Consider the following 22,917-nt stretch of genomic DNA (forward strand, 5'->3'; position numbering starts at 1 on the left):
GTCTCCGGCTCAAGCCGGACTTCCTGACCGAGTTGTTCCGCAACCCGTTGGATCCGGGGTACGCCGACTACCAGCCAGAAAATGCAAACGGTACGCGCTGAAGTGGATCTCAGCGCGTACCGTTGGGGCAATGGTATGTGTCCGAGGGGGGACTTGAACCCCCACGCCCTATACGGGCACTAGCACCTCAAGCTAGCGCGTCTGCCATTCCGCCACCCGGACTTGCTCGTCCAGCCTACCCTGTCGGCCGAGGTGATCTCTCACCGGTCAGCCGCCCTGGTGGGCCGCACGGGGCATTACTGTACACGGCCCAGATGGATCATGCACATCGCCGGTCGCGCATCGAGTTTTCGCAGGTCAGGGCGGAGACGCGGAACCCGTCCCGGAACGTCCCTCGGGCCGGGTAGCGTCCGGGCCCCGGTTGCGGGCAGCATTGCTCACGTGTCACACCCCTCCCCGCTGACCGCCACGCACCACCAGGCCCTCGCCCTGCGCTCGGCGGGCAACCTCACCGCCGCCCGACGGCTGCTCGCGGACGCGATCGCGTCGGCCCGACCGGCGTACGGGGAGGACCACCCGGACGTGCTGGCCACCGGTCACCTGCTGGCCCGGCTGCACCGGGAGGCCGACGACCCGGCGGCGGCGCGACGGGTGCTGGAGGAGACGTACGCGGCCGGTGAGCGCCGCCGCGGCGAGGCCGACCCGCTGATGCTCGCGCTCAGCTTCGACCTGGCCGGCGTGGCCGAGGAACTCGGCAACCGGCACGAGGCCCGCCGCAACTACGGCCGCGTGGCCACCGTCGGGCCCGCCGTGCTCGGTCCGGACCACCCGGCGGTACGCACGGCCCGCCAGTACCTCGGCGGCTCCGCCGCCGCTCCCGCGCACCAGCCGGGCCACCCGGTGCTGTCCGGCCCGACGGTGGCGATGCCGGCCGTGCCGCCCCCGTACCAGCAGCCGCCCGCCCGACCGGGATCGGCCGCACCGCAGCGCCTCGCACCGCCGTACTCGGCACCACCCGCCCCGGATCGGCCCGCTGCCCCACCGGCGGCCGCTTCGGCATGGGCTCCCCAGACCGGCGCGCCGGTGCCGCAGCCGGCGTCGCCGTGGGCACCCCCACCCCCAGGCACCGCGACCCCACCGCCGCCCCCGCCCGGCGTGCCGGGGCCACCCGCAGTGGGTACGGCCCGCCCCGGCGCTCCCCTTCCGCCTCCGTCGGTGCCGCCGACGGGATCGGGGGCCGCGACCGGACCGCGGTACGCCCCGCCGGCCACCCCGCCCGGGCGGAGCGTCCCGCCGCCCGGACCCGTGGCGCCCCCGGTCGCCCGGCCGCCGCACCCGGCCACCACGCCGTACCCGGCTCCCCCCGCTCCGCCGCAGCCGACCCCACGGGCTTCCGCGCCCTACCCGCCGGGGCAGCGGCCGGCCCCGCCCCAGCCGGGCGCGCAGGTCAGCGCACCGGTCGCCGACCCGCCCGCCGGTGCGCCGGCGGTGGCCGGACCGCCCGCACCTGCACCTGTGGTCGCACCACCCGCTCCGGTGCCCGCCCGGCCCTCGGCTCCGCTGCCGCCGGCGCCGGTGATCCCGGTGCCGCCCCAGCCGTCCGCCGGCCGGTCACGGCCGATCCCGCCCGGCCCGGAGACCGCACCGCCGTCGCCTCGCATGCCGGCGCCCGTCTCCGCTCCGCCGGTGGGCCGCGTGCTGCCGCCACCACCGGTGATCCCGGTGCCGCCGGCCCCCGCCGCCGCACCGCCCACCGGGCCTTCGCCGGTCTCCCCCGTCTCGGCACCGCCGGCCCCGCCCGCCACCGCCCCGGACGCTGTCCAGCCGGCAACACCGCCGTCCGCGCCGACCTCGGTATCCCCGGTCATGCCCGTCTCGACGCCCCCCGTCACGCCCACTTCGGCGGCCCCGGCCACGCCCATTTCTGCGCCGCCGGTCATGCCCGTCTCGGCGGCCCCGGTCATGCCCCTGTCGGCGGCCCCGGCCGCGCCGATCTCGGCGCCGCCGTCGTCACCGGCTGCGCCGGTCGCCGGCTCGACCGAGCCGCAGGCCGCCGCCCCGGCTCCCGGCTGGGACAAGCCGACGATCCAGGTGCAGCAGATCGGGCCGCTGCTGCAGGAGGAGATGGAGCGTGCTGCGGGGTCCTCCGCAGCGAACGCCCCGGCAGCGCCGGACGCGCCGGTCAGCGGGCCACCGGTGAGCGCGGTCCCGGCCAACGGACCGACGGGCGGCGGTGCCCCTGAGCGCGCCTCCCACCAGGGCACGGCGACAGCTGTCCCTGGACCGGTGAGCGCGCCCCCGACCGGCACGCCGGCCTTCCCGGCGTCGCCGACCAGCCCACCCCCGACGAGCAGCACCCCTTTCGCTGCGCCCCCGGTCAGCGGCCCACCCGTCAGCGCACCGCCCGTCAGCGCACCGCCAGTCAGCGCACCGCCCGTCAGCGCACCGCCAGTCAGCGCACCACCCGTCAGCGCACCGCCCGTCGGTGGCCCGTCGGGCAGCACCATGCCGATCAGCGGACCACCCCACAGCGCATCGCCGGTCAGCGGACCGCCGGTCGGAATGCCGGCGTTCTCGGCACCGCCGACCGCCGCCGGCCCGTATCGGACCGGACCGGACCAGGACCGGTCGCAGCAGGCCGGTCCGTATCAGGGCGTGCCCCGTCAGAGCGGTCCGCAGCAGGCGGGGCCGTATCAGGGCGGGCCGACGCCGGGATTTCCGGTGAGCGCCCCGCCGGGGACGGGATACCCGCCGGTCACGCGGCCGCCGGTGAGCGCTCCGCCACCCGCCGCGCCGGTCAGCGCGTCGCCAGTCAGCGCATCGCCCGTCAGCGCCACCCCGGTCAGCGCCTCGCCGGTGCCGCCGTGGGGGCTGACCGCCCCGCCGTGGAGCAGCGCCGCGCCGTCCCAGCCGGTCGAGCGGGCGGCGGCGCGCCCGGAGCCCGAGGTGGACCGGGAGGACGAGGCCGACCGGGGGCCGGTGGACCCGACCGTGCCACCGGAGCGGGATCCGGACGACGGCCGGCCGCGTCCGTTGACGGTCTACGACGAGCTGCTGGAGTTCCCCGAGTCGACCCGTCCGGAGCCGGGTCCGGAGACGTACCCGGAGCAGCAGGGGGTGTGGCCGGACGTACCGGCGCCGTTCCACCAGCCGCCCGCGTACCCGGTGGATCTCGACGAGGAGTCGGAGCCGCGCGGCCGGAACCGGACCGTGCTGGTCGTGGCGATCGGCGCGGCGGTCGTGGCGGTGGTGGCGGCGATCGCGGTCGGCGTGGTGGTGCTCAACCGCGACGCGGCGCCGGCGCCGGGGCCCGCTCCGGTGTCGGGTCCGGTGAAGCCGAAGGTGAGCGGGCCGCCGCCGGGTGACCTGAAACTGCGCGACGACGGCACCCGGATCACGGTGACCTGGACGGACCCCAGCCAGGGGACGGTGCCGTTCATGGTGGCCGGCGGTCAGGCCGGGCGGACGCTGCAGCCGCTGATCACGATGGAGGCCGGGTCGACGTCGTACACGGTGAACGGGATGAGCACGAAGCTCAACTACTGCTTCACGGTGCTGGCGGTCTACTCGACGGACACGGTGGCCACCTCGGGGCAGGTCTGCACGGACCGCCAGGGGGTCGCACCGAACTGACCGGTCGTCCACCTACGACACGCTGGGTGTCCACAGCGGTGACGGTACGGGTTACCCGATCGCCGGGCGGCCCCTATGATGGCTCCCGGCTCTGGGGAGGGCCGCCGCCCGCGCGACGCCTCCCCCACCGACCTGGGGAGGCAGCCGGCTGTGGCCACCATCGAGGACGTCACGAGCACCGGGGCAGCACCGTCCCGACCCCGATCCCGGCGGATGCGGGGCGGTCTGGTCACCATCGGCACCGTGACCGCGCTGCTGGCCGCGATGGGCCTGACCGTGCTCGGGCTGGGTGCCGCGGACAACGCGGTGGCCAACTACGACGCCAGTTCCTGGCTGTGGAGCGCCACCCGCAGCGAGGTGGCCCGGGTCAACGGGGTCACCGCGCGGGTGGACACCCGGATGGAGGTGCCGGGCGGTCGCCGGCACCAGATGCAGGTGACCCAGACCGACCGGCTGCTGATCCTGCGCGACCTGAACACCGGCCAGGTCAGTTCGCTGGATCTCGCGACCCTGCAGATCACCGCCACCACTCCGACCGCGCCCGGGTTCGGGGTGAGCGTGGCGCTGCACGAGAACGCGGCGTTCGTGGTCGACGCGGTGCAGGGCATCGTCCGGCAGCTCGACCCGCGGGCGCTGACCCCCGTCGGTGAGCCGATCCACTACCCGCCGGGCATCACCGGCGGCGCGTTCGACGGTGCCGGGAAGCTGTGGATCGCGGTGCCGCGGGAGGGCACGGTGTCCGCGGTGACCGCCGCCGACCTGCCGGAGTCGCCGGGTGCCGCGCCGGCAGGCGGGGTGAGCCCCAAGCAGGTCGAGACGTACGACGTCGCCGACCCGAACCACGAGCTGGTGGTGTCCACCCTGGACGACGGTGTCGCGGTGCTGGACCGGACCTCCGCCTCGCTGGTGACGGTGCAGGCCGGGCAGACGAAGCGGGCGAACCTGAGCAGCTCGGCCCCGGGCAGCCTGCCGGCGCGCACCAGCGGCCCGCAGGTGCCGGTCACCGTGACCGGCGAGCGCAAGGTGCACGTGGTGCGTGACGGCACCGACGTGCGGCAGTTCACCGTCCCCGGCACGGGTAACCGGTTGACCCCGGCGGTGGCCTGGGCGGGCCGCTTCTACGTCGCCGACGAGGACACCGGCACGGTCTACTCGTTCGGCCCCGACGGGCAGCTGGTCGACACCATCAAGGGCAACGGTCGGCCCGGCCCGATGGAGCTGGAGGTCCGCGAGAACCACCTGTTCATCAACCCGCCGAACTCGGCGACCGCCCAGGTGGTGGACGACCGCAACCAGGTCCGCGAGGTCAACAAGTACGCCAACGACGTGCTCGGCGGCGACCCGCCGCCGGCCCCGCTGCCGGAGCCGCCGCCGAAGAAGCCCAAGGTGGGCAAGCCGGGCGCGCCGCGCAACGTCACCGCCGCCGCCGGCAACGCGTCGGCGCGCGTGAGCTGGCAGGCGGCCGCCGCGAACGGCGCGGAGATCAGCAAGTACGTGGTGGCCGGTGGCGGTCAGCGCCACGAGGTGGGCGCGAACCAGCGGTCGGTGGAGATCACCGGGCTGACCAACGGTGAGACGTACACCTTCGAGGTGCACGCGGTGAACGCCAAGGGTGACGGTCCGGCGCGCCGGAGCAACCCGGTGGTGCCGACCGCCGCGGTGCCGGACCCGCCGGCCAGCGTGACCGCCGAGGCGCGCGGCGACGGCACGGTGCTGGTGAAGTGGCCGGCCGCCAACGGCCAGGGCAACACCATCGCCACGTACGCGGTGACCGCCACCTCGGCCGGCGCCACCGCCCCGGCCGGCGAGTCGGCGAAGACCGAGCTGGTGATCCCGGCCGGCGCGCTGGAGTACGGCACCCAGTACGCGTTCACGGTGACCGCGGTCAGCGACAAGGGCGCCGGGTCGAAGGCGTCCCCGGTGAGCAACACGGTGGTGCCGTTCACCGCCCCGGCCGCGCCGACCGAGCTGCGCGCGTCCACGGTCGCCGACCAGCCGGGCACCGTCGCGGTGCAGTGGACGCCGGCGGTGGAGAACGGCCGCCCGGTGACGAAGTACCTGGTGGACGTGGCCGGCAAGGTCAGCGAGGTGACCGACACCCGGACCACGGTCGGTGGGCTGGGCAACGGGCAGAACGTCACGGTGAAGGTGAAGGCGGTCAACGAGGCGGGTCCGGGCCCGGAGGCCAGCACGACGGCGCGTACGGTCGCCGCGCCGCGGGTCACGGTGACCGGCTCGTCGGCGGACATCACCTCGGTGACGGTGTCGTTCACCGTGGACGCCGGGGGCGGCAAGGCCACCTGCTCGGCGGCCACGGCCGGCAAGACCGTCAGCGGCAGCTGCTCCAGCCTGCGGATCACCGGGCTGTCGCCGAGCACCGCGTACACGGTGACCGTCACCGCGACCAACGCGGCCGGCCGGAACACCGCCACGCGGGCGCAGTCGACCGACCCGCTGTACGGGACGGCGACCTGCAACAACGGCTCGTCGGGCGCGGAGGCGACGTACTGCAACGCGGACCGCGACGGCCGCAACGGCAACGAGATCTTCTCCGTGCCCCGGCAGGACGACCCGAAGCAGGTCGGCTGGGCCCGGCCCGGCAGCCGGCTGAAGGCGTACTGCAAGAAGCAGGGCGAGGAGGTCTACGCCTACATCTACAACCACGACAAGCGCAGCACCTGGTGGGTGCAGGTCGAGTACTCGGGGAAGAACTACATCCCGTGGGCCTGGCTCAACCTCGACGGCGGCGACAACCTCAACCTGCTGCCCACCTGCTGACCGCACCACAGCGAGGAGCACCACGCCCGTGAACAGCCACGAACCGCTCACCCAGCCGGAGGTGCAGGGCTTCGCCGCCCTGGCCGCCCGGCTGGCCGAGAACGTCAACGCGGTCGTGCTGGGCAAGCCGCAGGTGGTCCGGCTGGCGCTGACGGCGCTCTTCGCCCAGGGGCACGTCCTGCTGGAGGACGTGCCCGGGGTCGGCAAGACCACCCTGGCCCGGGCCATCGCGGCGACGGTCAAGGGCAAGTGGCGGCGCATCCAGTTCACCCCGGACCTGCTGCCCTCCGACGTGTCCGGGGTGACCATCTTCAACCAGGCCACCCGGGGCTTCGAGTTCCACCCCGGCCCGGTCTTCGCCAACATCGTCATCGCCGACGAGATCAACCGGGCGTCGCCGAAGACCCAGTCGGCGCTGCTGGAGGTGATGGAGGAGCGCACCGTCACGGTGGACGGCGTCCGGCACCCGGTGCCGCAGCCGTTCCTGGTGGTCGCCACCCAGAACCCGGTCGAGATGGACGGCACCTACCGGCTGCCGGAGGCGCAGCTCGACCGGTTCCTGGTGAAGCTCTCCGTCGGCTACCCGGACGAGGCGGTCGAGGTGGAGGTGCTGCGCGGCGCGACGGTGCGCTCCCCCGACTCGCTGGCCGCGATCACCGACACCGCGACCGTCGGGGAGATGGTGCGGATGGCCCGGCGGGTGCACATCGCCGAGCCGCTGTACGCGTACGCGGTGCGGCTGGCCGCGGCGACCCGCACCCACCCGCAGGTACGCGTCGGGGTCAGCCCCCGCGGCGTCATCGCGCTGACCCGGGCGGCGTGCGCGTACGCGCTGATCGACGGGCGGGGCTGGATCATGCCGGAGGACCTGAAGACCCTCGCCGAGCCGGTCTTCGCGCACCGGCTGCTGCTCACCCCCGACGCGCAGGTGCGCGGGGTGACCGCCGCGGAGGTGCTGCGCCAGGCGATCGCCTCGGTGCCGGTGCCGCTGCCGTCGGGTCAGCCCGCCGTCACCCACGGCTGAGCGCGCGTGGGGATCACCGCCCGAGGTGTCGGGCTGCTCGTCGCCGCCGTGGTGCTGCTCGGCGTCGGGTTCCGGTTCGCGTACCCGGAGCTGACGGTGCTCGGCGCGGCGGCCGCGGTGGCCGTCGCGTACGCCCTGGTCACGGCCGCCTGGCGACCCCGGCTGGAGGTGCGGCGGGTGGCCGACCCGGACCGGGTGGCCCGGGGCGAGCCGGCTGCGATGACGCTGACCGTGCGCAACGCCGGCCGGCTGCGGTCGGCGAACCTGCTCGCCGAGGACCGCTGCGGCGGCCGGCTGGTGCCGGTGCCGCTGCTGCGGCTGCGTCCCGGCCGCGACACCGAGGTCCGCTACCCCGTGCCGACGCAGCGGCGGGGCGTGGTGCCGGTCGGGCCGCTGCGGGTGACCCGCCGCGACCCGCTGGGGCTGGTCGCGCTGGCCCGCTCCTACGGCGAGCCGGTGCCGGTCTGGGTGCACCCGCGCATCCACCCGCTGCGGGCGGTGCCGACCGGGGCGGGCCGCAGCCTGGACGGGCGCACCGACAGCGTGCCGCACGGCTCGATCACCTTCGACTCGCTGCGGGAGTACGTGGTCGGCGACGAGCTGCGTCGGGTGCACTGGCGCACCAGCGCCCGCGTCGGTGAGCTGATGGTGCGGGAGAACGTCGACACCAGCCTGCCCCGCATCGTGGTGGTGCTGGACAACCGGGCGGCCGCGCACCCGCAGCGGGTGGACGGGCTCGCCGAGTCGTTCGAGTCGGCCTGCGAGGCGGCCGCGTCGGTGCTGGCCGCCGCGGTCCGGGAGGATCTGCCGGTGAGCCTGCTGCTGGTCGCCCCCGCCGAGGACGTGGCCGGGGCGGGTGGGGCGCTGGACCGGCTGGCGGCCGTGGAACTGGCCGAGGGTGGGGAGGACGTGCTGCGGACCGCGATGAGCCGGCTGCGCCAGGAGCGCCTCGGCGACACCCTGGTCTTCCTCACCGGGCCGGGCGGCCGCGCCGACCTGGGGCACGTGGGCGCGCTGCGCGGCGCGTACCCGTCGGTGCTGGTCGGGGTGTTCGGCGGGGAGGGGCCGACGCCGGCCGGCGGGGCGGGGCTGCTGGTGGTGGACGCGGTCGACGGCGCGCAGTTCGCCGCCGAGTGGGACGGGGTCCGCCGGTGGTGACCCTCTCCCCCGCGCCCGCCGACACCGACGTGCCGGACGGGCCGCCGGCCGGACCGGGCCGGGCCGCGCGCGCGCTGCGGGCCGTGCCGGTGCCGCTCGCGCTGGTCGTGATGATCTCCCTGGCCGGGGTGGTGCTGGGCCGGGTGTACGCGGACCCGCTGCTGACCCGGCTGATGGTCGGCGCGGCCGTCGGGTCGGTGCTGGTCGGGGTGGCCGCCCGCCGGTTGCCGTCCTGGCTGGTGGCGCCGCTGTCGGTGGCCGGCCTGGCCGGCTTGACGGCGCTGTCGCTGACGCTGGCCGCCGCGCACGCCGGGCTGCCCGGCGGCCTGGGCGCGGTGGCCGCCGACGCCGCCCGCAACGCCATTCCCCGGCTGCTGACCGCGATGATCCCGGTGGAGCCGGCGCCGGACACGGTGCTGCTGCCGGTGGTGGCCGCCTGGTTGACCGGGCTGACCGCCGCCGAGGTGGCGCTGCGCACCGGCCGGGTGCTGCTGGGCTACCTGCCGCCGGCGCTGCTGTACGCGGGCGCGCTCTACGTGGTCGGCCCGAACGCCGACCCGGCCGTGGTGCCGTCGGTGCTCTTCGCCGCGGTCGCCGCCGCCGGCCTGGCCGCGCCGTCCGGCGCGGGTCGCCGGCCGGCGTCCGGTGACCCGGCGGCCGGGCTGGCCCCGACGGTACGCGCGGCGGTGCGGCTGCGGCTGTTCGCCGCGAGCGCGGCCGGGGTGGCCGTGGTGGTGGCTCTCGCGGCGCTGCTCGCCCCGGTGGTCGCCGGCCAGGTCGACGAGCGCCCGGTCGACCCCCGCCGGTACGTGGAGCCGCCGCAGGTGGAGTCGCTGGACGAGAACCCGCTGATCCGGATCTCCGGCTGGGCGTTGAACCCGGACCAGAAGCTGCTGGACGTGCGCACCGCGTCCGGCGGGGCGGCGTCGGGCGGGGCGCGGATCCGGCTGGCGGTGCTCAGCGACTACGACGGGGTGACCTGGCGGGTGGGGGCCACCTACCGCAACGCGGGACGGATCCTGCCGGCCGTCGAGCCCGCGCCGGGGGCCACCACCGACACGGTCCGGCAGGAGATCACCGTGGCGGACCTGACCGGCCGGCTGCTGCCGGCCGTGCCGACGCCGCGCGAGGTCAGCGGCGCGCGGGTGGCGTACGACCCGGCGACCGGGACCCTGATCCGCCCGGAAGGGCTGGTGCCGGGGCTGCGCTACGCGGTGACGTCGGTGCGGGAGAACCCGGACGCGAACCTGCTCGCCACGGCGAACGTGCCGGCCGGGGACGCGGTGGCCCGGGTGCTGCGGGTCGCCGACGGAGCGCCGGAGCAGTTGCGCAAGCTCGCCACCCAGCTCGCCGAGGACAACGGCGCGCCGTACGCGCGGGCGATCGCGATCCAGGACTTCCTCGCCGAGCACTACCGGGTGACGGCGGAGGCGCCGAGCGGGCACGCGTACCCGAATCTGGCGTTCTTCCTCTTCGGACCGCGCAACGGTGGCGGCCAGCGGGGCACCTCGGAGCAGTTCGCCGCGTCGTTCGCGGTGCTGGGGCGGCTGGCCGGCCTGCCGACGCGGGTGGTGGTGGGCTTCGAGCCGAAGGCCGACGGGCCGGTACGCGCGGCGGACGCGTACGCCTGGCCGGAGGTGCTCTTCGAGGGGCTCGGTTGGGTGCCGTTCGACCCGTTGCCCCGGCCGGACGAGGAGCCCCGCCCGGTGGAGCAGGACTTCCGGCCCCCGCCGGAGACGCCGCCGTCGGAGGTGCCCGAGCCGACCGGGCAGCCCAGCGCCACGCCCCCGGCCGAGGCGGCCGCCCCGACCGGCGCGGACCGGTCCGGGCCGGGTACGCCGGTGCTGGTCGGCGGCGGGGTGGGCGGCTCGGTGCTGCTGGTGGGGCTGCTGCTGGTCAGCCTGGCGCTGCTGCGCCGCAACCTGACCCGGGCCCGGCTGGAGCGGGGTGACCCCGGAGCGCGCATCGCCGGCGCCTGGCGGGAGCTGACCGACGCGCTGCGCCTGGCCGGTCACCCGCCCGGCGACGACCTGGCCGCCGCCGAGGTGGCCGAGCGGGCCCGCCACACCCTGGTCGAGGCGCGGGCCGCCCGCGCCGCGCGGGCCGGGGACGGCGGAGCCGACGCCGGGGCCGGTCGGGCCGGGAACGATGGTGCCGGGACCCGGGCCGGGTTCGTTCGGGCCGGGGACGGCGCGGTCGAGGCCCGGGCCGCTCTGGTCGGGGGCGGCGCGGTCGAGCCACCGGCCGGGCAGGGCGGCGCGCAGGTCGACGAGTTGGCGACGCTGCTCAACCAGGTGGCGTTCGCGCCGGGCACGGCGACCCCGGCGCAGGCGGAGCGGGCGGCGGCGCTGGCCGGCGGGTACGTGTCGGCGCTGCGGGCGGCCCGGGCGGGCTGGCGGCGGCTGCTGTGGTCGGTGCATCCCGGCCCGCTGCGCTGGCGCCGCTGAGCGGACTTGCCGACCGGTCCTACCGTGACGCGCATGCCGGCACCGGTCTGGGTGGCCGCCGCCACCGTGCTCCTCGCACTGCTGCTGGTCACCGCCGGCCGGCGGTGGCGCACCCGCCGGCGTGCTCCCCGGGCGCTGACCCGGGAGGAGAAGCTGGCGGCGGCGCGGGTGGCCGCCCGGGGGCTGCGCCGCGACGCCCGCCGGGCCGGGCCCGGCCTGGCCACGACGGACAGCGCCGAGCCGAGAAGCAACTGGGACAGCTTCTCCGGCGGCCCACCGACCGACGCCGGCTGAGCAGAGGCGCGATCCGTCGGCCGGTGCGGTGGCCCCACCTGGCCCGGCGGCCTCACCAACCGCCCTCGAAGAACGCCAGCAGCGCCGGCGCCGGATCGGCCGCGGTGCCCGTGTTCGCCACCGCGACGACGAGCACGGCCAGGAAGACCAGCACCGACGCGGCGGCGAGCGACCCGAGCAGCCGCCGGGCCGGCCGCTCGGAGAACCTCGCCCGCGCCCTCCACGTCCGGACACCGACGGCGGCCAGGGCGACGGCCACGGTCGCGGCGAGCGCGGCCAGCACCGCGTGGTACCGGGCGAAGTCGTCGGTCATCACCGCGACGGCCGGCGCAGCGGCGGTGCCGCCGTCGGTCAACTGGTGGCGCACCTGCGCCAGGGTCACGGCCAGCCGGGCGTCGGCGGGGCCGTCCGGCAGCATCGACAGCAGCGAGGCGAAGGGCGCCGCGGCACCCTGGACGTTGGCCATCACCAGCGCCACCGCGGCCAGCGCGAGCATCGTGACGAGCACGCCGGCCGCCCCGAGCATCGCCCTCGTCCCCGCCGGCAGGCCGCCGGCGCGCAGCAGCGCCCGCCAGAGCAGGACGGCGAGCGCGCCGAGCACGACCAGCAGCGCCCCGGCGAGCACCGCCTTGGCGAGGTGGTACCGGAACCAGTAGTCGACGACCCGCTGCAGGCCGGGCGGGAAGCCCGCCTCGCCGGACCGCCACCAGCCGACGAACTCGGCGTGGACGGCGTCGACGAGCTGTCGCCGGTCGTCGAAGTCGCCGCCCGACCCACCGGCGGCCAAGCGGGACGGGGCGACGACGAAGGCGACCCCGAGGGCCAGGGCGACGGCCGCGAGCGCGGCGAGTACGCGCCCGGGAACGCCGGCCGCCCGGGAGAGGACTGAGGGTTGAGGCACGGAGGACTCCTGGCGCTCGATCGGATGGGGCGGTGACGCGCCGGCCGGTCAGTAGCCGTGACCGGAGCGCCGGTCGGGCGCTCACCACGCGCCCGGGTGGCGGGTGCGGCCTAGGGTTGGCCGCGCAGGTAGGTGAGCACGGCGAGGACCCGCCGGTTCGTGTCGTCGCTGACCGGTAGGCGCAACTTGGCCAGCACGCTGCCGATGTGCTTGCCCACCCCCGCCTCGGTCAGCACGAGGATGCGGGCGATCGCGGCGTTCGAGTGGCCCTCGGCGACCAGCGCCAGCACCTCCCGCTCACGCGCCGACAACCGGGCCAGCGGGTCGCGGCCGCGTTGCATCAACTGGCGGACCACCTCGGGGTCGACGACGGTGCCGCCGTCGGCCACCCGCCGCAGCATGTCGGCGAACTCCGCGACGTCGGCCACCCGGTCCTTGAGCAGGTAGCCGATGGCCCGGCCCTGCCCGGAGGCGAGCAGCTCGCCGGCGTAGCTGTGCTGCACGTACTGGCTCAGCGCCACCACCGCGAGGCCGGGACGGGCCGCGCGCAGGGCCACCGCGGCACGCAGCCCCTCGTCGGTGAAGCCGGGCGGCATCCGCACATCGGTGACCACGAGATCGGGCCGGTGCTCGTCCACCGCAGCCATCAGCGCGGGTGCGTCGCCGACGGCGGCGACCACCTGGAAGCCGAACCGGCCCAGCAGCCCGACCAGTCCCTCCCGGAGCAGGACGGAGTCCTCGGCGATCACGACGCGCACGGCAGCTCGACCCGTACGATCGTCGGCCCGCCGGCCGGGCTGGACAGCAGCAGCCGACCACCGGCCGCCGCGGCCCGGTCGGCGAGCCCGGTGAGACCGGAACCGCGCGTGGGGTCGGCGCCGCCGCGCCCGTCGTCGCGTACCTCGACGGTGAGCGTGTCGCCGGCCCGTCGGGCGGTCACGGTGGCCTCGGTGGCGGCGGCGTGCTTGACGGCGTTGGCGAGCGCCTCCGAGACGGCGGCGAACGCCACCGTCTCCAGCGCCGGAGCGAACCGGCCCTCGTCGGCGTCGACGTGGACCCGCAGCGGGCTGCCGGCGGCGAGCTCCTCGGCCGCGGCCCGCAGGCCCAGCTCCCGCAGGGTACGGGGGCTGATCCCCCGGACCAGGTCACGCAGCTCCACCATCAGCGTCTTGGCCTGCTCGTGCGCCGAGGCCACCGCGCCGGCCGCGGGTGAGTCGGGCGGCAGGTCGAGCCGGGCGAGGCCGAGTTGCACGGTCAGGGCCACCAACCGCTGCTGGGCGAGGTCGTGCAGGTCGCGTTCGATGCGGTGCCGTTCGACGTCGAACGCGTCGGCCAGCCGGGCCCGGGACCGGGTCACCGCGACCAGTTCGGCGGCGGCCTGGTCCGGCTCGGCGCGCAGCAGCATCCGGGCCAGCGCGGCGTGCGCGCCGCCGAACGCCGCGGTCAGGTAGAGCAGGACGGGGATCAGCACCAGGCCGAGGGCGGCCCGCCCGGCGGCGCTGTCCACAGAGCCCATGGTGACCGCGCGGTGGTGCACCGCGACCGGGGTGGAGACCACGAGCAGGCCGACGACGGCGAGCACCCCGAGCCAGATCGGCGCGACGATGCCCAGCAGCAGCAGGTATGCCACCGCGCGCCAGGTGGCCGGGTCGGTGTAGAGGTTGCCGTGCCGGCGCGGCGGCGTGGCGCCGCCGTCGGCCAGCCGCAGCCGCCACCGCTCGACGCCGGCCACGGCCAGCGCGAGGCGCGGCACCACGAGCGCGAGCAGGCCCACCCCGAGCACCCCGAGCACGGCCGCGACGACCAGGTCGGTGCCCGAGCGGAGTGCGCTGCCCTGGTCGGGGCCGGTGCGGGGGGCCCGCAGCACCCAGCCGGCCACGGCCAGCGGGGCCAGCGGGAGCGCGAGCAGCAGCCAGAGCAGACCGGACGCCACCGCCGTGGTCGCGCTGTAGGCGACTCCGCGCCACGGCCACGCCGAGGCGAGGAACCGGGGCCGGGTCACGGCCCGCAGCAGCGTGGTGGACGACGTCATGGGCCCAGGCTAGGTGAGCACGACCGGCCCGAACCAGGAGTCTGCACCGAGTCTCCTGGTAGGGCCAGCCATACCCGGACCGGGTATCGCGGCGGGTCAGGAGTCCGCGCCGGCGGCCCGTAGCCGGCGGACGAGTTTGCGCAGTCCGGCCTGCCAGCCGTCGGGATCCTCGGCGCGGCGGCGGGCGTACGTGGCGACCTCCGGGTGCGGCAGGATCAGGAACCGCTCCTCGGCCAGCCCGGCGATGGTGGCGTCGGCGACCTGGTCGGGGCTGAGCACCGCGCCGGAGGCGGCGATCACCCGGGCGCCCAGGTGCCCGGCGGCCAGCCCGTCGGCGAGCATCGGGGTGTCCACGCCCTGCGGGCAGAGGGCGCTGACCTTGATGCCCGCGTCCCGGTAGGTGACGGCGAGCCACTCGGCGAGACCGACCGCCGCGTGCTTGGTCGCGGTGTAGGGGGCGTCACCGACGGCGGTCAGGACCCCGGCCGCCGAGCAGGTGAACAGCAGGTAGCCGCCACCGCGCCGGAGCATCGCCGGCAGCACCGCCCGGGCGGTGTGCACGTGCGCGAGCACATTGACCTGCCAGGCCCGCTCCCAGTCGGCGTCGGGCGCCTCCACTCCCCCGCCGGTGGCCACGCCGGCGTTGGCGCAGAACAGGTCGATCCGCCCGTACCGCTGCTCGGTGTCGTCGACCAGGGCCCGCACCTGCGCGGCGTCGGTGACGTCGAGCGCGACGCCGCGCGCGGCCGACCCGATCCGCTCGGCGACCGCGCGGACCCGGTCGGCGTCCAGGTCGGCCAGGACGACCGCGGCCGCGCCCTCGGCGACGAAGCGGCGGCCGAGCGCCGCGCCGATGCCGCCGGCCCCGCCGGTGATCACCGCGACCCGGTCGGTGAGGTTCATCGGCCCTCCCCCGCGTCGCCGGGCCCGAGCCGGGGGATCAGCCCGGCCAGTGCCGCCGCGCCGCCGGCCGTCAGCTCCGGGGTGGGCAGCAGCGCCAGCACGGGTACGTCCACCCCGTTGTCGGCGTACCGGCGGACCTGGTCGCGGCACCGCTCGGGTGAGCCGTGCAGCACCAGCGCGTCGACGACCTCGTCCGGGACGGCCGCCGAGGCGCCCCGCCGGTCGCCGGCCGCCCACGCCGCCCACATCGGCCCGAGCGACTCCTGGCGGCCCAGCCAGCGGTGGAAGGCCGCGTACGCGGGCACGGTCAGGTAGCCGGTGATCAGCCGGCGGCCGAGGGCGCGGGCGTGGTCGGCGTCCTCGGTGGGGCAGACGAAGATCCGCGCGGCGACCTCGAAGGCCGGCCGGCGTTCGCCCAGCTCGGCGAGCGCGGTGCACACGTCGTCGGCGGAGAGCCAGTTCAGGATCACCCCGTCGGCCTCGGCGGCGGCGAGCCGCAGCATGCCGGGGCGCAGCGCGGCCAGCAGCACCGGCGGCGGCACGGCCGGCGGGCGTTCCAGCGTGAAGCGGCGGACGGTGAAGGTGTCGTACACCTCGTCGACGGTCTCCCCGCGCAGCGCGGCGCGCAGGAACCGCAGCACGTCGCGGGTGCGCTTGAACGGCTCGTCGAACCGGCCGGCGTTCCAGTCGCGGACCAGCACCGGCGAGGAGGCGCCGATGCCGAGCTGGAAACGGCCGGGGGCCGCCTCGGCGAGGGCGGCGGCGCTCATCGCGAGCAGCCCGGGCCCTCGGGTGAAGACCGGGGTGATCGCGGTACCCAGGCGCAGCCGGGGCCGCCACGCGGCGGCGAGCGCCAGCGGGGTGAACGCGTCGGTCCCGGCCACCTCCGACGACCAGAGGTCGGTGAAGCCGGCCTGTTCGAGGGCCGCGTAGACGGCTTCGTGGTCGGCCAGCGGGATGCCGGCGAGCGGCACCGTCATGCCCCATCGGTTCGTCACCGGTCGATCGTGCCCGTCCCGACCCGCCGGTAGCAAGATCCCGCAGCGGTCCGGACGGGGGCGATCTGCCCGATGCCCGCCGCCACGCCCGGAAAGAGTGTTACGACTGCGGGAGGGCCGGGCCGAGGGCGGGGGGACGGGTGTGCGCATCGACGAGCCGAAGGCCCTGCTGCCCGCCGACCAGGGCGGCCGTGCCACCTTCCTGGAACTCTTCTTCGACCTGGTCTACGTCTTCGCGCTGACCCGCATCGGCACCCGCGCCTTCGAGGACCTGGCCCTGGAGAAGGGGTACGCCAGCGCCTGGCAGGCGTTCACCGGCGGCGGCAAGACCCTGCTGCTGCTGCTCGCGCTCTGGGCGCTCTGGCAGGGCACCGCGTGGACCACCAGCCGCTACGACCCGCACCACATCTGGCTGCAGACCATCGTGATCACCGCCCTGGTGTGCAGCATGGTGATGGGCATCGCGATCCCCCGGGCCTTCAGCAAGACCGGGTTGGCGTTCGCCATCGCGTACGTGGTGGCCCAGGTGGTCCGGCCCGCGATCCTGCTGCTCGCCCTGCGCCGCAAGCAGTACCGGCAGCTCAAGCAGCGGATGCTGATCACCTTCTGCGTGACCGGGGTGTTCTGGATCGCCGGCGCGTTCGTGTCGACCAACCCGCGGGTGGTGCTCTGGTCGATCGCGCTGCTGCTGGAGTACCTGGGGCAGCGCTTCGGCTGGCCGGTGCCCTTCCTGGGCCGCTCGACGGTGTCGCGCTGGGACATCCACGGGGAGCACCTCTCCGAGCGCTACCAGCAGATCTTCCTGGTCGCGCTGGGCGAGACCATCCTGGTCGCCGGGGTGTCGTACAGCCGCGACCCGTTCAGCCTGACCCACACCGGCGCGTTCGCCGCGGCGCTGGTCACCTCGATCCTGCTCTGGCGCATCTACGTGCAGCGGGCCGGGCAGATCCTGGCCGAGGCGGTCACCCACGCCCGGCACCCGGCCGCCGTGGGCCGTTCCGCCGCCGACACCCACCTGGTGATGATCGTCGGGGTGGTCGCCACCGCGATCGGCTACGAGCTGGTCAGCGAGCACCCGACCGGGCACAACGAGGCGTCGTGGATCACCATGGTCCTCGGCGGTCCGGCGGTCTTCCTGGCCGGCCGGGCCCGCTTCGAGTACGAGGTGTTCGGCCGGGTGTCGCCGTCGCGCTGGGTGGCGATCCTGGTGCTGCTGGCGCTGCTGCCGCTGCTGGTGCACCACGCGCCGCTGTACGCGGCGGCGGCCGCCGCGCTGGTGCTGCTCGCGGTGGCGGTGGCCGACGCGCGCCGGGCCTGGGGCCGCCCGCCGGAGAAGGCCGCCCCGCCGTTCTGAGTCCCGGACCGGACCGCGATCGACGCTGCCGGCGGGCCGGTGCCGGCGCTACCATCCGCAGGTGACCTTCTCGATCGTCGCCCGCTCCGCCGACGGGCTGCTGCACGGGGTCGCCGTGGCCAGCAAGTTCCTCGCCGCCGGGGCGTTGGTGCCGGCCGCCGAGGCCGAGGTGGGGGCGTTGGCCAGCCAGGCGCACGCCAACCTGGCGTACCGGGCGCAGGGGTTGGCGCTGCTGCGTACCGGAGTGGCCGCCGCGGACGTGGTGTCCGGCCTGGTCGCCGCCGACCCGGGCCGCGACGACCGGCAGCTCGGCGTGGTCGGGGTGAGCGGCGACGGCGCGAGCTGGACCGGGCCGCGCTGCCACCCGTGGGCGGGCGGGCAGGCCGGCGACGGTTGGGCCGCGCAGGGCAACATCCTGGCCGGCCCGCAGGTCATCGACGCGGTACGCGACGCCTGGCTGGGCGGCGGCGACCTGCCGTTCCCGCAGCGGCTGCTGGCGGCGCTGCGGGCCGGCGACCGGGCCGGCGGTGACCGGCGCGGCCGGCAGAGCGCCGCCCTGCTGGTGGTGCAGCGTCGGGGCGGCTACGCGGGCACCGGCGACGAGCTGGTGGACCTGCGGGTGGACGACCACGGCGACCCGGTGACCGAGCTGGGCCGGCTGCTCGACATCCACACCATGCTCTTCGGCCGGCCGGACCCGGCCACCCTGCGGGACCTCACCGGGTCGCTGGCCGAGGAGGTCGGCGCGCTGCTGGCCGCCGTCGGCCACCCCGTCGGGCCGGCCGGGCTGGACGAGGCGCTGGCCTCCTGGGGCGGCGTGGAGAACCTGGAGGAGCGGATCGTGCCCGGCCGGATCGACCCGGTCGTGCTGGACCACCTGCGCCGCACCGCGCCGGCCGTCGACGCCTGACCGCCCCCGCCGGTCCGCCGGCAGCGGTCAGACCCGGGCCGGGGTGGGCAGGACCGGGCGCAGCCAGGAGTCGGGCCGCCCACGGGGCCGCCACTCGCGCGGGTAGCCGACCGAGACCTCCTCGAAGCGCACCCCGTCGTGCCAGGTGACCCGGGGGATGTGCAGGTGCCCGTAGATGACGGTGGCGGCGTGGAAGCGGCGGTGCCAGTCGGCGGTGCGGGTGGTGCCGCACCACTGGGCGAACTCCGGGTAGCGCAGGATGTCGGTCGGGGTGCGTACGAGCGGGTAGTGGTTGACCAGGACGTTCGGCACGGCCGGGTCGGTGGCGGCGAGCCGGGCCTCGGTCAGCGCGACCCGGGCCCGGCACCAGGCGTCCCGGCTGGGGTGCGGGTCGGGGTGCAGGAACACCTCGTCGGCGCAGACCACCCCGGCGGCGTGGGCCCGGGCCAGGGACTCGGCCTTGCTGGTGACGCCGGGCTCGCGGAACGAGTAGTCGTAGCCGACGAAGAGCGGCGCGATGCGCAGCGGCCCGCCGGCGCCGGTCCAGACCGGGTAGTCGTCCTCGGGGGTCAGCACGCCGACGTCGCGGCACAGCTGCACGAGCGCCCGGTAGCGGGCCTCGCCGCGCAGCTGGACCGGGTCCTGGGTGTGGGTCCACAACTCGTGGTTGCCGGGGGCCCAGACGACCTTGTCGAAGCGTTCACTGAGCAGCGTCAGCGCCCATTTCACGTCGGCGAAGAGTTCGGCCACGTCGCCGGCGACGATCAGCCAGTCGCCCTCCGCGCGCGGCCGCAGGCTCCGCACGATCTCCCGATTCTCCGGGTACGCGACGTGCAGGTCACTGACGGCGTAGAGGCCGGCGGTCATGGTGTCCTCTCAGTTCTTGACGGCGACGGCGGTCACGACGAGCCCCGATCCGGTGCGGTAGCGGCCGTCGAAGTCCCGCCCCCGGCCGGGTACCAGGACGCGGGCGGTGAACGAGCCGTCGGCCGGGTGGAAGACGACGCGTGCCTCGTCGAAGCCGAGGAAGATCCCGGTCAGCGGGTACCACGCCTTGTAGACGGACTCCTTGGCGCTGAACAGCAGGCGGTCCCAGGGTGGCCCCGGGTGCCGGCCGGTCAGCCGGCGCACCATGGCCTGCTCCTCGGGCAGGGCGACCGCGTCGAGGACGCCGTCGGGCAGCGGGGCGTCGGGCTCGGCGTCGATGCCGAGCGAGCGGACGTCCTCCTGGCGGGCGACCACCGCGGCGCGGTAGCCGGCGCAGTGGGTGAGGCTGCCGGTCACGCCGCCGGGCCACAGCGGCGCGCCGCGCTCCCCGGTGAGGATCGGGCCGGTCGGCAGGCCGAGGGCGCGCAGCGCGCGCCGGGCGCAGGTGCGGGCGGTGGTGAACTCGCGCCAGCGCTTGTCGACGGCCCGGGCGACCAGGGCGGCCTCCTGCGGGTGCAGCGGCTCGACGTCGCTGTCGTCGTACGCCTCGACGGCCGCGACCGCCGGGGGCAGGAGCTGTCCGATCATGCGGAAGTCCCGATGGTCCAGCTGTCGCCGCCCGCGAGCAGCGCGGCGAGCTGCCGTTCGGGGCTGTCCTGGCTGCTCGCCCCGGCGACCTGCGCCCGGACGACGGCGTCGTACGCGGGTCGGGTGACGGCCCGCAGCACGCCGATGGGGGTGTTGCGCAGGTCGAGGCCGGGCAGCCGGGAGAGTGCGAAGGCGTAGGCGGGGTCGGTGACGGTGGCGTCGTGCACGACGATGTCCTGCGTCGGGGTGGTCGCCGTTTCCCGGACTTCCAGTCCGAAGCCGCCGGGTGGGTGCACGACGCAGTGTTGGCCGTCTTTGCCGAAGGTGATGGGCTGGCCGTGTTCCAGGCGGATGAGGTGGTCGTCGCGGGTGGCCGGCTCCTTGAGCTGGTCGAAGGCGCCGTCGTTGAAGATGTTGCAGTTCTGGTAGATCTCGACGAACGCGGAGCCCTGGTGTTGGGCGGCCGCCCGGAGCACCGACTGGAGGTGCTTGCGGTCGGAGTCGATGGTGCGGGCCACGAAGGTGGCTTCCGCGCCCAGGGCCAGCGACAGCGGGTTGAAGGGGGCGTCCGCGGAGCCGACGGGGGTCGACTTGGTGATCTTTCCGACCTCGGAGGTGGGTGAGTACTGGCCCTTGGTCAGGCCGTAGATCCGGTTGTTGAACAGCAGGATGGTGAGGTTGACGTTGCGGCGTAGGGCGTGGATGAGGTGGTTGCCGCCGATGGAGAGGGCGTCGCCGTCGCCGGTGACGACCCAGACCGACAGGTCGGGTCGGGTGACGGACAGGCCGGTGGCGATGGCGGGGGCGCGGCCGTGGATGGAGTGCATCCCGTAGGTGTTCATGTAGTACGGGAAGCGCGAGGAGCAGCCGATGCCGGAGACGAAGACGGTGTTCTCACGCTTGATGCCGAGTTCGGGCATGAAGCCCTGGACGGCGGCGAGGATGGCGTAGTCGCCGCAGCCGGGGCACCAGCGGACTTCCTGGTCGGACTTGAAGTCCTTGGCGGTGAGCTTGAGGGCGACGGGCTCAGACATTCTTCAGGACCTCTTCCAGCATCGTCTCCAGTTCCGCGGCGGTGAAGGGCAGGCCGCGGACCTGGTTGTAGCCGATCGCGTCGACCAGGTAGGTCGCCCGGATGACATGGGCGAGCTGGCCGAGGTTCATCTCCGGGATGACGACCCGCTCATAGGAGGCGAGCACGTCACCGAGGTTCGCGGGCATCGGCGCGAGGTGGCGCAGGTGCGCCTGGGCGATCTTCAGGCCGCGCTGGCGCAGGCCGCGGCAGGCCGCGCCGATCGGCCCGTAGGTGGAACCCCAGCCGAGGACCAGCACGCGGGCGTCGCCGTCGGGGTCCTCGACCTCGATGCCGGGCACGGGGATGGTGGCGATGCGGGCGGCGCGGGTCCGGACCATGAAGTCGTGGTTGGCCGGGTCGTAGGAGATGTCGCCGGTCTTGTCGGCCTTCTCCAGACCGCCGATGCGGTGCTCCAGGCCTGGGGTGCCGGGGATGGCCCACGGCCGCGCCAGGGTTTCCGGGTCCCGCAGGTAGGGCAGGAACGTCGTGCCGTCCTCACCGTTCGGGGTCGTGGCGAACTCGACCCGCAGGTCGGGCAGCGAGTCGACGTCGGGCAGCAGCCACGGCTCGGAGCCGTTGGCGACGTAGTTGTCCGACAACAGGATCACCGGCGTGCGATACGTCAACGCGATCCGCGCCGCCTCCAGAGCGGCGTGGAAACAGTCCGACGGCGAGCGTGGGGCGATCACCGCCACGGGAGCTTCCCCGTGGCGGCCGTGCAGCGCCATGTTGAGGTCGGCCTGCTCGGTCTTGGTCGGCATCCCCGTCGACGGGCCGGCGCGCTGCACGTCCACGATCACCAACGGCAGTTCGAGGGCGACGGCCAGGGAGATCGTTTCGCTCTTGAGCGCCACACCCGGGCCGCTGGTGGTGGTGACACCGAGCGCGCCGCCGTAGGAGGCACCCAGCGCCGCGCCGACCGCGGCGATCTCGTCCTCGGCCTGCATCGTCACCACACCGAGCTTCTTGTGCTTCGACAGCTCGTGCAGGATGTCCGACGCCGGAGTGATCGGGTACGCGCCGAGGAACACCGGCAACCCGGAACGCACCCCGGCGGCCACGAGGCCCAGGGACAGGGCGGCGTTACCGGTGATGTTGCGGTAGGTGCCCGGCAGCATCTTCGCCGGCTTCACCTCATACCGGACCGAGAAGTCCTCGGTGGTCTCCCCGAAGTTCCACCCCGCCCGGAACGCCGCCACGTTCGCCGCCACCAACTCGGGACGGGCGGCGAACTTGCGCTCCAGGAACCGCAGGGTCGACTCGTACGGGCGGGAGTACATCCAGCTCAGCAGACCCAGCGCGAACATGTTCTTGGCCCGCTCGGCGTCCTTCTTCGACACCTCGTGCTCGGCCAGCGCGCCGACCGTCATCGACGTCAACGCCACCGGGTGCACCACATACCCGGCCAGCGAATCGTCGTCGAGCGGACTGGTCGCGTAGCCGACCTTCGCGAGGTTACGGCGGGTGAACTCATCGGTGTTCACGATGATGTCCGCACCCCGCGGCAGATCCGCCAGATTCGCCTTCAACGCCGCCGGATTCATCGCCACCAACACGTTCGGCGCATCACCCGGCGTCAGGATGTCGTAGTCCGCGAAATGCACCTGGAACGACGACACCCCCGGCAGGGTGCCGGCAGGCGCCCGAATCTCCGCCGGGAAATTCGGCAACGTCGAAATGTCATTACCCAACTGGGCCGTCTCCGACGTGAACCGGTCACCCGTGAGCTGCATACCATCACCCGAGTCACCGGCGAACCGAATCACCACCCGGTCCAGTCGGCGGACCTGCTTGGCCCCGGCACCGGTCACCGCTGAGGTCATCTGCGCTCACGTCCCTCCCCGTCGGGCACGGCGTCCCGGTGGCGTGATCGCAGCGTCGGGACCGGGGCGGCC

18 protein-coding genes, 1 tRNA gene and 1 pseudogene are annotated in these 22,917 nt (G+C 75.3%); 9 read left to right on the forward strand and 11 right to left on the reverse strand.

Going from position 1 to position 22,917, the window contains the following annotated elements:
• Positions 1-138: 138 nt before the first annotated feature.
• Positions 139-222: transfer RNA gene (locus tag GA0070611_RS11905), tRNA-Leu, on the reverse strand.
• A gap of 99 nt (positions 223-321) precedes the next feature.
• Between GA0070611_RS11905 and GA0070611_RS32235 the strand changes: the two are divergent.
• Positions 322-615, forward strand: a pseudogene (locus tag GA0070611_RS32235) (tetratricopeptide repeat protein); the annotation flags it as partial.
• A gap of 785 nt (positions 616-1,400) precedes the next feature.
• Here GA0070611_RS32235 and GA0070611_RS31300 read toward each other — a convergent pair.
• On the reverse strand, positions 1,401-2,507 hold the full coding sequence (locus GA0070611_RS31300) for a hypothetical protein (RefSeq protein WP_167604382.1): 1,107 nt from the start codon (positions 2,505-2,507) through the stop codon (positions 1,401-1,403).
• A 262-nt stretch (positions 2,508-2,769) separates the two neighbouring features.
• Here GA0070611_RS31300 and GA0070611_RS11915 point away from each other — a divergent pair, with 262 nt between their 5' ends.
• The 6 genes from GA0070611_RS11915 (at position 2,770) to GA0070611_RS11940 (ending at position 11,334) form a co-directional block, all read left to right on the forward strand.
• Positions 2,770-3,633 (forward strand): hypothetical protein, encoded by an 864-nt coding sequence (locus tag GA0070611_RS11915; RefSeq protein ID WP_231921498.1) that lies wholly within the window; start codon positions 2,770-2,772, stop codon positions 3,631-3,633.
• Between the two features lie 150 nt (positions 3,634-3,783).
• Positions 3,784-6,411: a fibronectin type III domain-containing protein gene (locus tag GA0070611_RS11920; protein WP_091662606.1), complete on the forward strand. Its 2,628-nt coding sequence runs from the start codon at positions 3,784-3,786 to the stop codon at positions 6,409-6,411.
• Positions 6,412-6,439: 28 nt separating this feature from the next.
• Positions 6,440-7,435, forward strand: coding sequence for an AAA family ATPase (locus tag GA0070611_RS11925; RefSeq protein ID WP_091662611.1), 996 nt, complete (start codon positions 6,440-6,442; stop codon positions 7,433-7,435).
• A gap of 6 nt (positions 7,436-7,441) precedes the next feature.
• Positions 7,442-8,593, forward strand: coding sequence for a DUF58 domain-containing protein (locus GA0070611_RS11930; protein ID WP_091662614.1), 1,152 nt, complete (start codon positions 7,442-7,444; stop codon positions 8,591-8,593).
• Entirely contained in the window at positions 8,569-11,040 is a 2,472-nt protein-coding gene (locus GA0070611_RS11935) for a transglutaminase domain-containing protein (RefSeq protein ID WP_231921430.1), read from the forward strand. Before GA0070611_RS11930 ends, GA0070611_RS11935 begins: the two co-directional genes overlap by 25 nt.
• 33 nt (positions 11,041-11,073) lie before the next feature.
• Complete coding sequence (locus tag GA0070611_RS11940) at positions 11,074-11,334, forward strand: hypothetical protein (RefSeq protein WP_091662618.1); 261 nt, start codon at positions 11,074-11,076, stop codon at positions 11,332-11,334.
• Positions 11,335-11,386: 52 nt separating this feature from the next.
• On the opposite strand, the gene GA0070611_RS11945 is transcribed toward GA0070611_RS11940, so the two are convergent.
• From GA0070611_RS11945 to GA0070611_RS11965, 5 genes are all read right to left on the reverse strand, one after another.
• Positions 11,387-12,235 carry a hypothetical protein gene (locus GA0070611_RS11945; RefSeq protein WP_091662623.1) on the reverse strand — a complete coding sequence of 283 codons (849 nt, stop codon included), beginning with the start codon at positions 12,233-12,235 and terminating at the stop codon, positions 11,387-11,389.
• Positions 12,236-12,345: 110 nt separating this feature from the next.
• Complete coding sequence (locus tag GA0070611_RS11950) at positions 12,346-12,993, reverse strand: response regulator transcription factor (RefSeq protein ID WP_091662628.1); 648 nt, start codon at positions 12,991-12,993, stop codon at positions 12,346-12,348.
• Positions 12,981-14,267 carry a sensor histidine kinase gene (locus GA0070611_RS11955; RefSeq protein ID WP_091662633.1) on the reverse strand — a complete coding sequence of 429 codons (1,287 nt, stop codon included), beginning with the start codon at positions 14,265-14,267 and terminating at the stop codon, positions 12,981-12,983. The genes GA0070611_RS11950 and GA0070611_RS11955 overlap by 13 nt, the downstream gene beginning before the upstream one ends.
• A gap of 96 nt (positions 14,268-14,363) precedes the next feature.
• A complete protein-coding gene (locus GA0070611_RS11960) occupies positions 14,364-15,170 on the reverse strand; it encodes an SDR family oxidoreductase (protein ID WP_091662637.1) in 807 nt (268 codons plus the stop codon).
• Entirely contained in the window at positions 15,167-16,150 is a 984-nt protein-coding gene (locus tag GA0070611_RS11965) for an LLM class F420-dependent oxidoreductase (RefSeq protein ID WP_091662640.1), read from the reverse strand. Before GA0070611_RS11965 ends, GA0070611_RS11960 begins: the two co-directional genes overlap by 4 nt.
• A gap of 160 nt (positions 16,151-16,310) precedes the next feature.
• Between GA0070611_RS11965 and GA0070611_RS11970 the strand changes: the two genes are divergently transcribed.
• Together GA0070611_RS11970 and GA0070611_RS11975 are read left to right on the forward strand one after the other, a co-directional pair.
• Positions 16,311-17,522 (forward strand): low temperature requirement protein A, encoded by a 1,212-nt coding sequence (locus GA0070611_RS11970; protein WP_231921431.1) that lies wholly within the window; start codon positions 16,311-16,313, stop codon positions 17,520-17,522.
• Between the two features lie 61 nt (positions 17,523-17,583).
• Positions 17,584-18,432: a DUF1028 domain-containing protein gene (locus GA0070611_RS11975; RefSeq protein WP_091662648.1), complete on the forward strand. Its 849-nt coding sequence runs from the start codon at positions 17,584-17,586 to the stop codon at positions 18,430-18,432.
• A 27-nt stretch (positions 18,433-18,459) separates the two neighbouring features.
• On the opposite strand, the gene GA0070611_RS11980 is transcribed toward GA0070611_RS11975, so the two are convergent.
• From GA0070611_RS11980 to GA0070611_RS11995, 4 genes are read right to left on the reverse strand one after another with little or no spacing between them, the layout of a single operon-like run.
• On the reverse strand, positions 18,460-19,299 hold the full coding sequence (locus GA0070611_RS11980) for a metallophosphoesterase family protein (RefSeq protein WP_091662651.1): 840 nt from the start codon (positions 19,297-19,299) through the stop codon (positions 18,460-18,462).
• A 9-nt stretch (positions 19,300-19,308) separates the two neighbouring features.
• Complete coding sequence (locus GA0070611_RS11985) at positions 19,309-19,947, reverse strand: 4'-phosphopantetheinyl transferase family protein (RefSeq protein ID WP_091662654.1); 639 nt, start codon at positions 19,945-19,947, stop codon at positions 19,309-19,311.
• Positions 19,944-20,981 (reverse strand): 2-oxoacid:ferredoxin oxidoreductase subunit beta, encoded by a 1,038-nt coding sequence (locus GA0070611_RS11990; RefSeq protein WP_091662657.1) that lies wholly within the window; start codon positions 20,979-20,981, stop codon positions 19,944-19,946. The genes GA0070611_RS11985 and GA0070611_RS11990 overlap by 4 nt, the downstream gene beginning before the upstream one ends.
• Entirely contained in the window at positions 20,974-22,845 is a 1,872-nt protein-coding gene (locus tag GA0070611_RS11995) for a 2-oxoacid:acceptor oxidoreductase subunit alpha (protein ID WP_091662660.1), read from the reverse strand. The genes GA0070611_RS11990 and GA0070611_RS11995 overlap by 8 nt, the downstream gene beginning before the upstream one ends.
• Between the last annotated feature and the right edge of the window lie 72 nt (positions 22,846-22,917).

Origin of the sequence: Micromonospora auratinigra, assembly GCF_900089595.1 — a bacterium.
Classification (GTDB): Bacteria; Actinomycetota; Actinomycetes; order Mycobacteriales; family Micromonosporaceae; genus Micromonospora; species Micromonospora auratinigra.

Bases quoted from the DNA above. Each gene is read 5' to 3' on its own strand.
- GA0070611_RS11940 (WP_091662618.1), top strand. From the start codon at position 11,074: ATGCCGGCACCGGTCTGGGTGGCCGCCGCCACCGTGCTCCTCGCACTG.
- GA0070611_RS11985 (WP_091662654.1), bottom strand. From the start codon at position 19,947: ATGATCGGACAGCTCCTGCCCCCGGCGGTCGCGGCCGTCGAGGCGTAC.
- GA0070611_RS31300 (WP_167604382.1), bottom strand. From the start codon at position 2,507: ATGGTGCTGCCCGACGGGCCACCGACGGGCGGTGCGCTGACGGGTGGT.
- GA0070611_RS11995 (WP_091662660.1), bottom strand. From the start codon at position 22,845: ATGACCTCAGCGGTGACCGGTGCCGGGGCCAAGCAGGTCCGCCGACTG.
- GA0070611_RS11990 (WP_091662657.1), bottom strand. From the start codon at position 20,981: ATGTCTGAGCCCGTCGCCCTCAAGCTCACCGCCAAGGACTTCAAGTCC.
- GA0070611_RS11955 (WP_091662633.1), bottom strand. From the start codon at position 14,267: ATGACGTCGTCCACCACGCTGCTGCGGGCCGTGACCCGGCCCCGGTTC.
- GA0070611_RS11965 (WP_091662640.1), bottom strand. From the start codon at position 16,150: ATGACGGTGCCGCTCGCCGGCATCCCGCTGGCCGACCACGAAGCCGTC.
- GA0070611_RS11960 (WP_091662637.1), bottom strand. From the start codon at position 15,170: ATGAACCTCACCGACCGGGTCGCGGTGATCACCGGCGGGGCCGGCGGC.
- GA0070611_RS11980 (WP_091662651.1), bottom strand. From the start codon at position 19,299: ATGACCGCCGGCCTCTACGCCGTCAGTGACCTGCACGTCGCGTACCCG.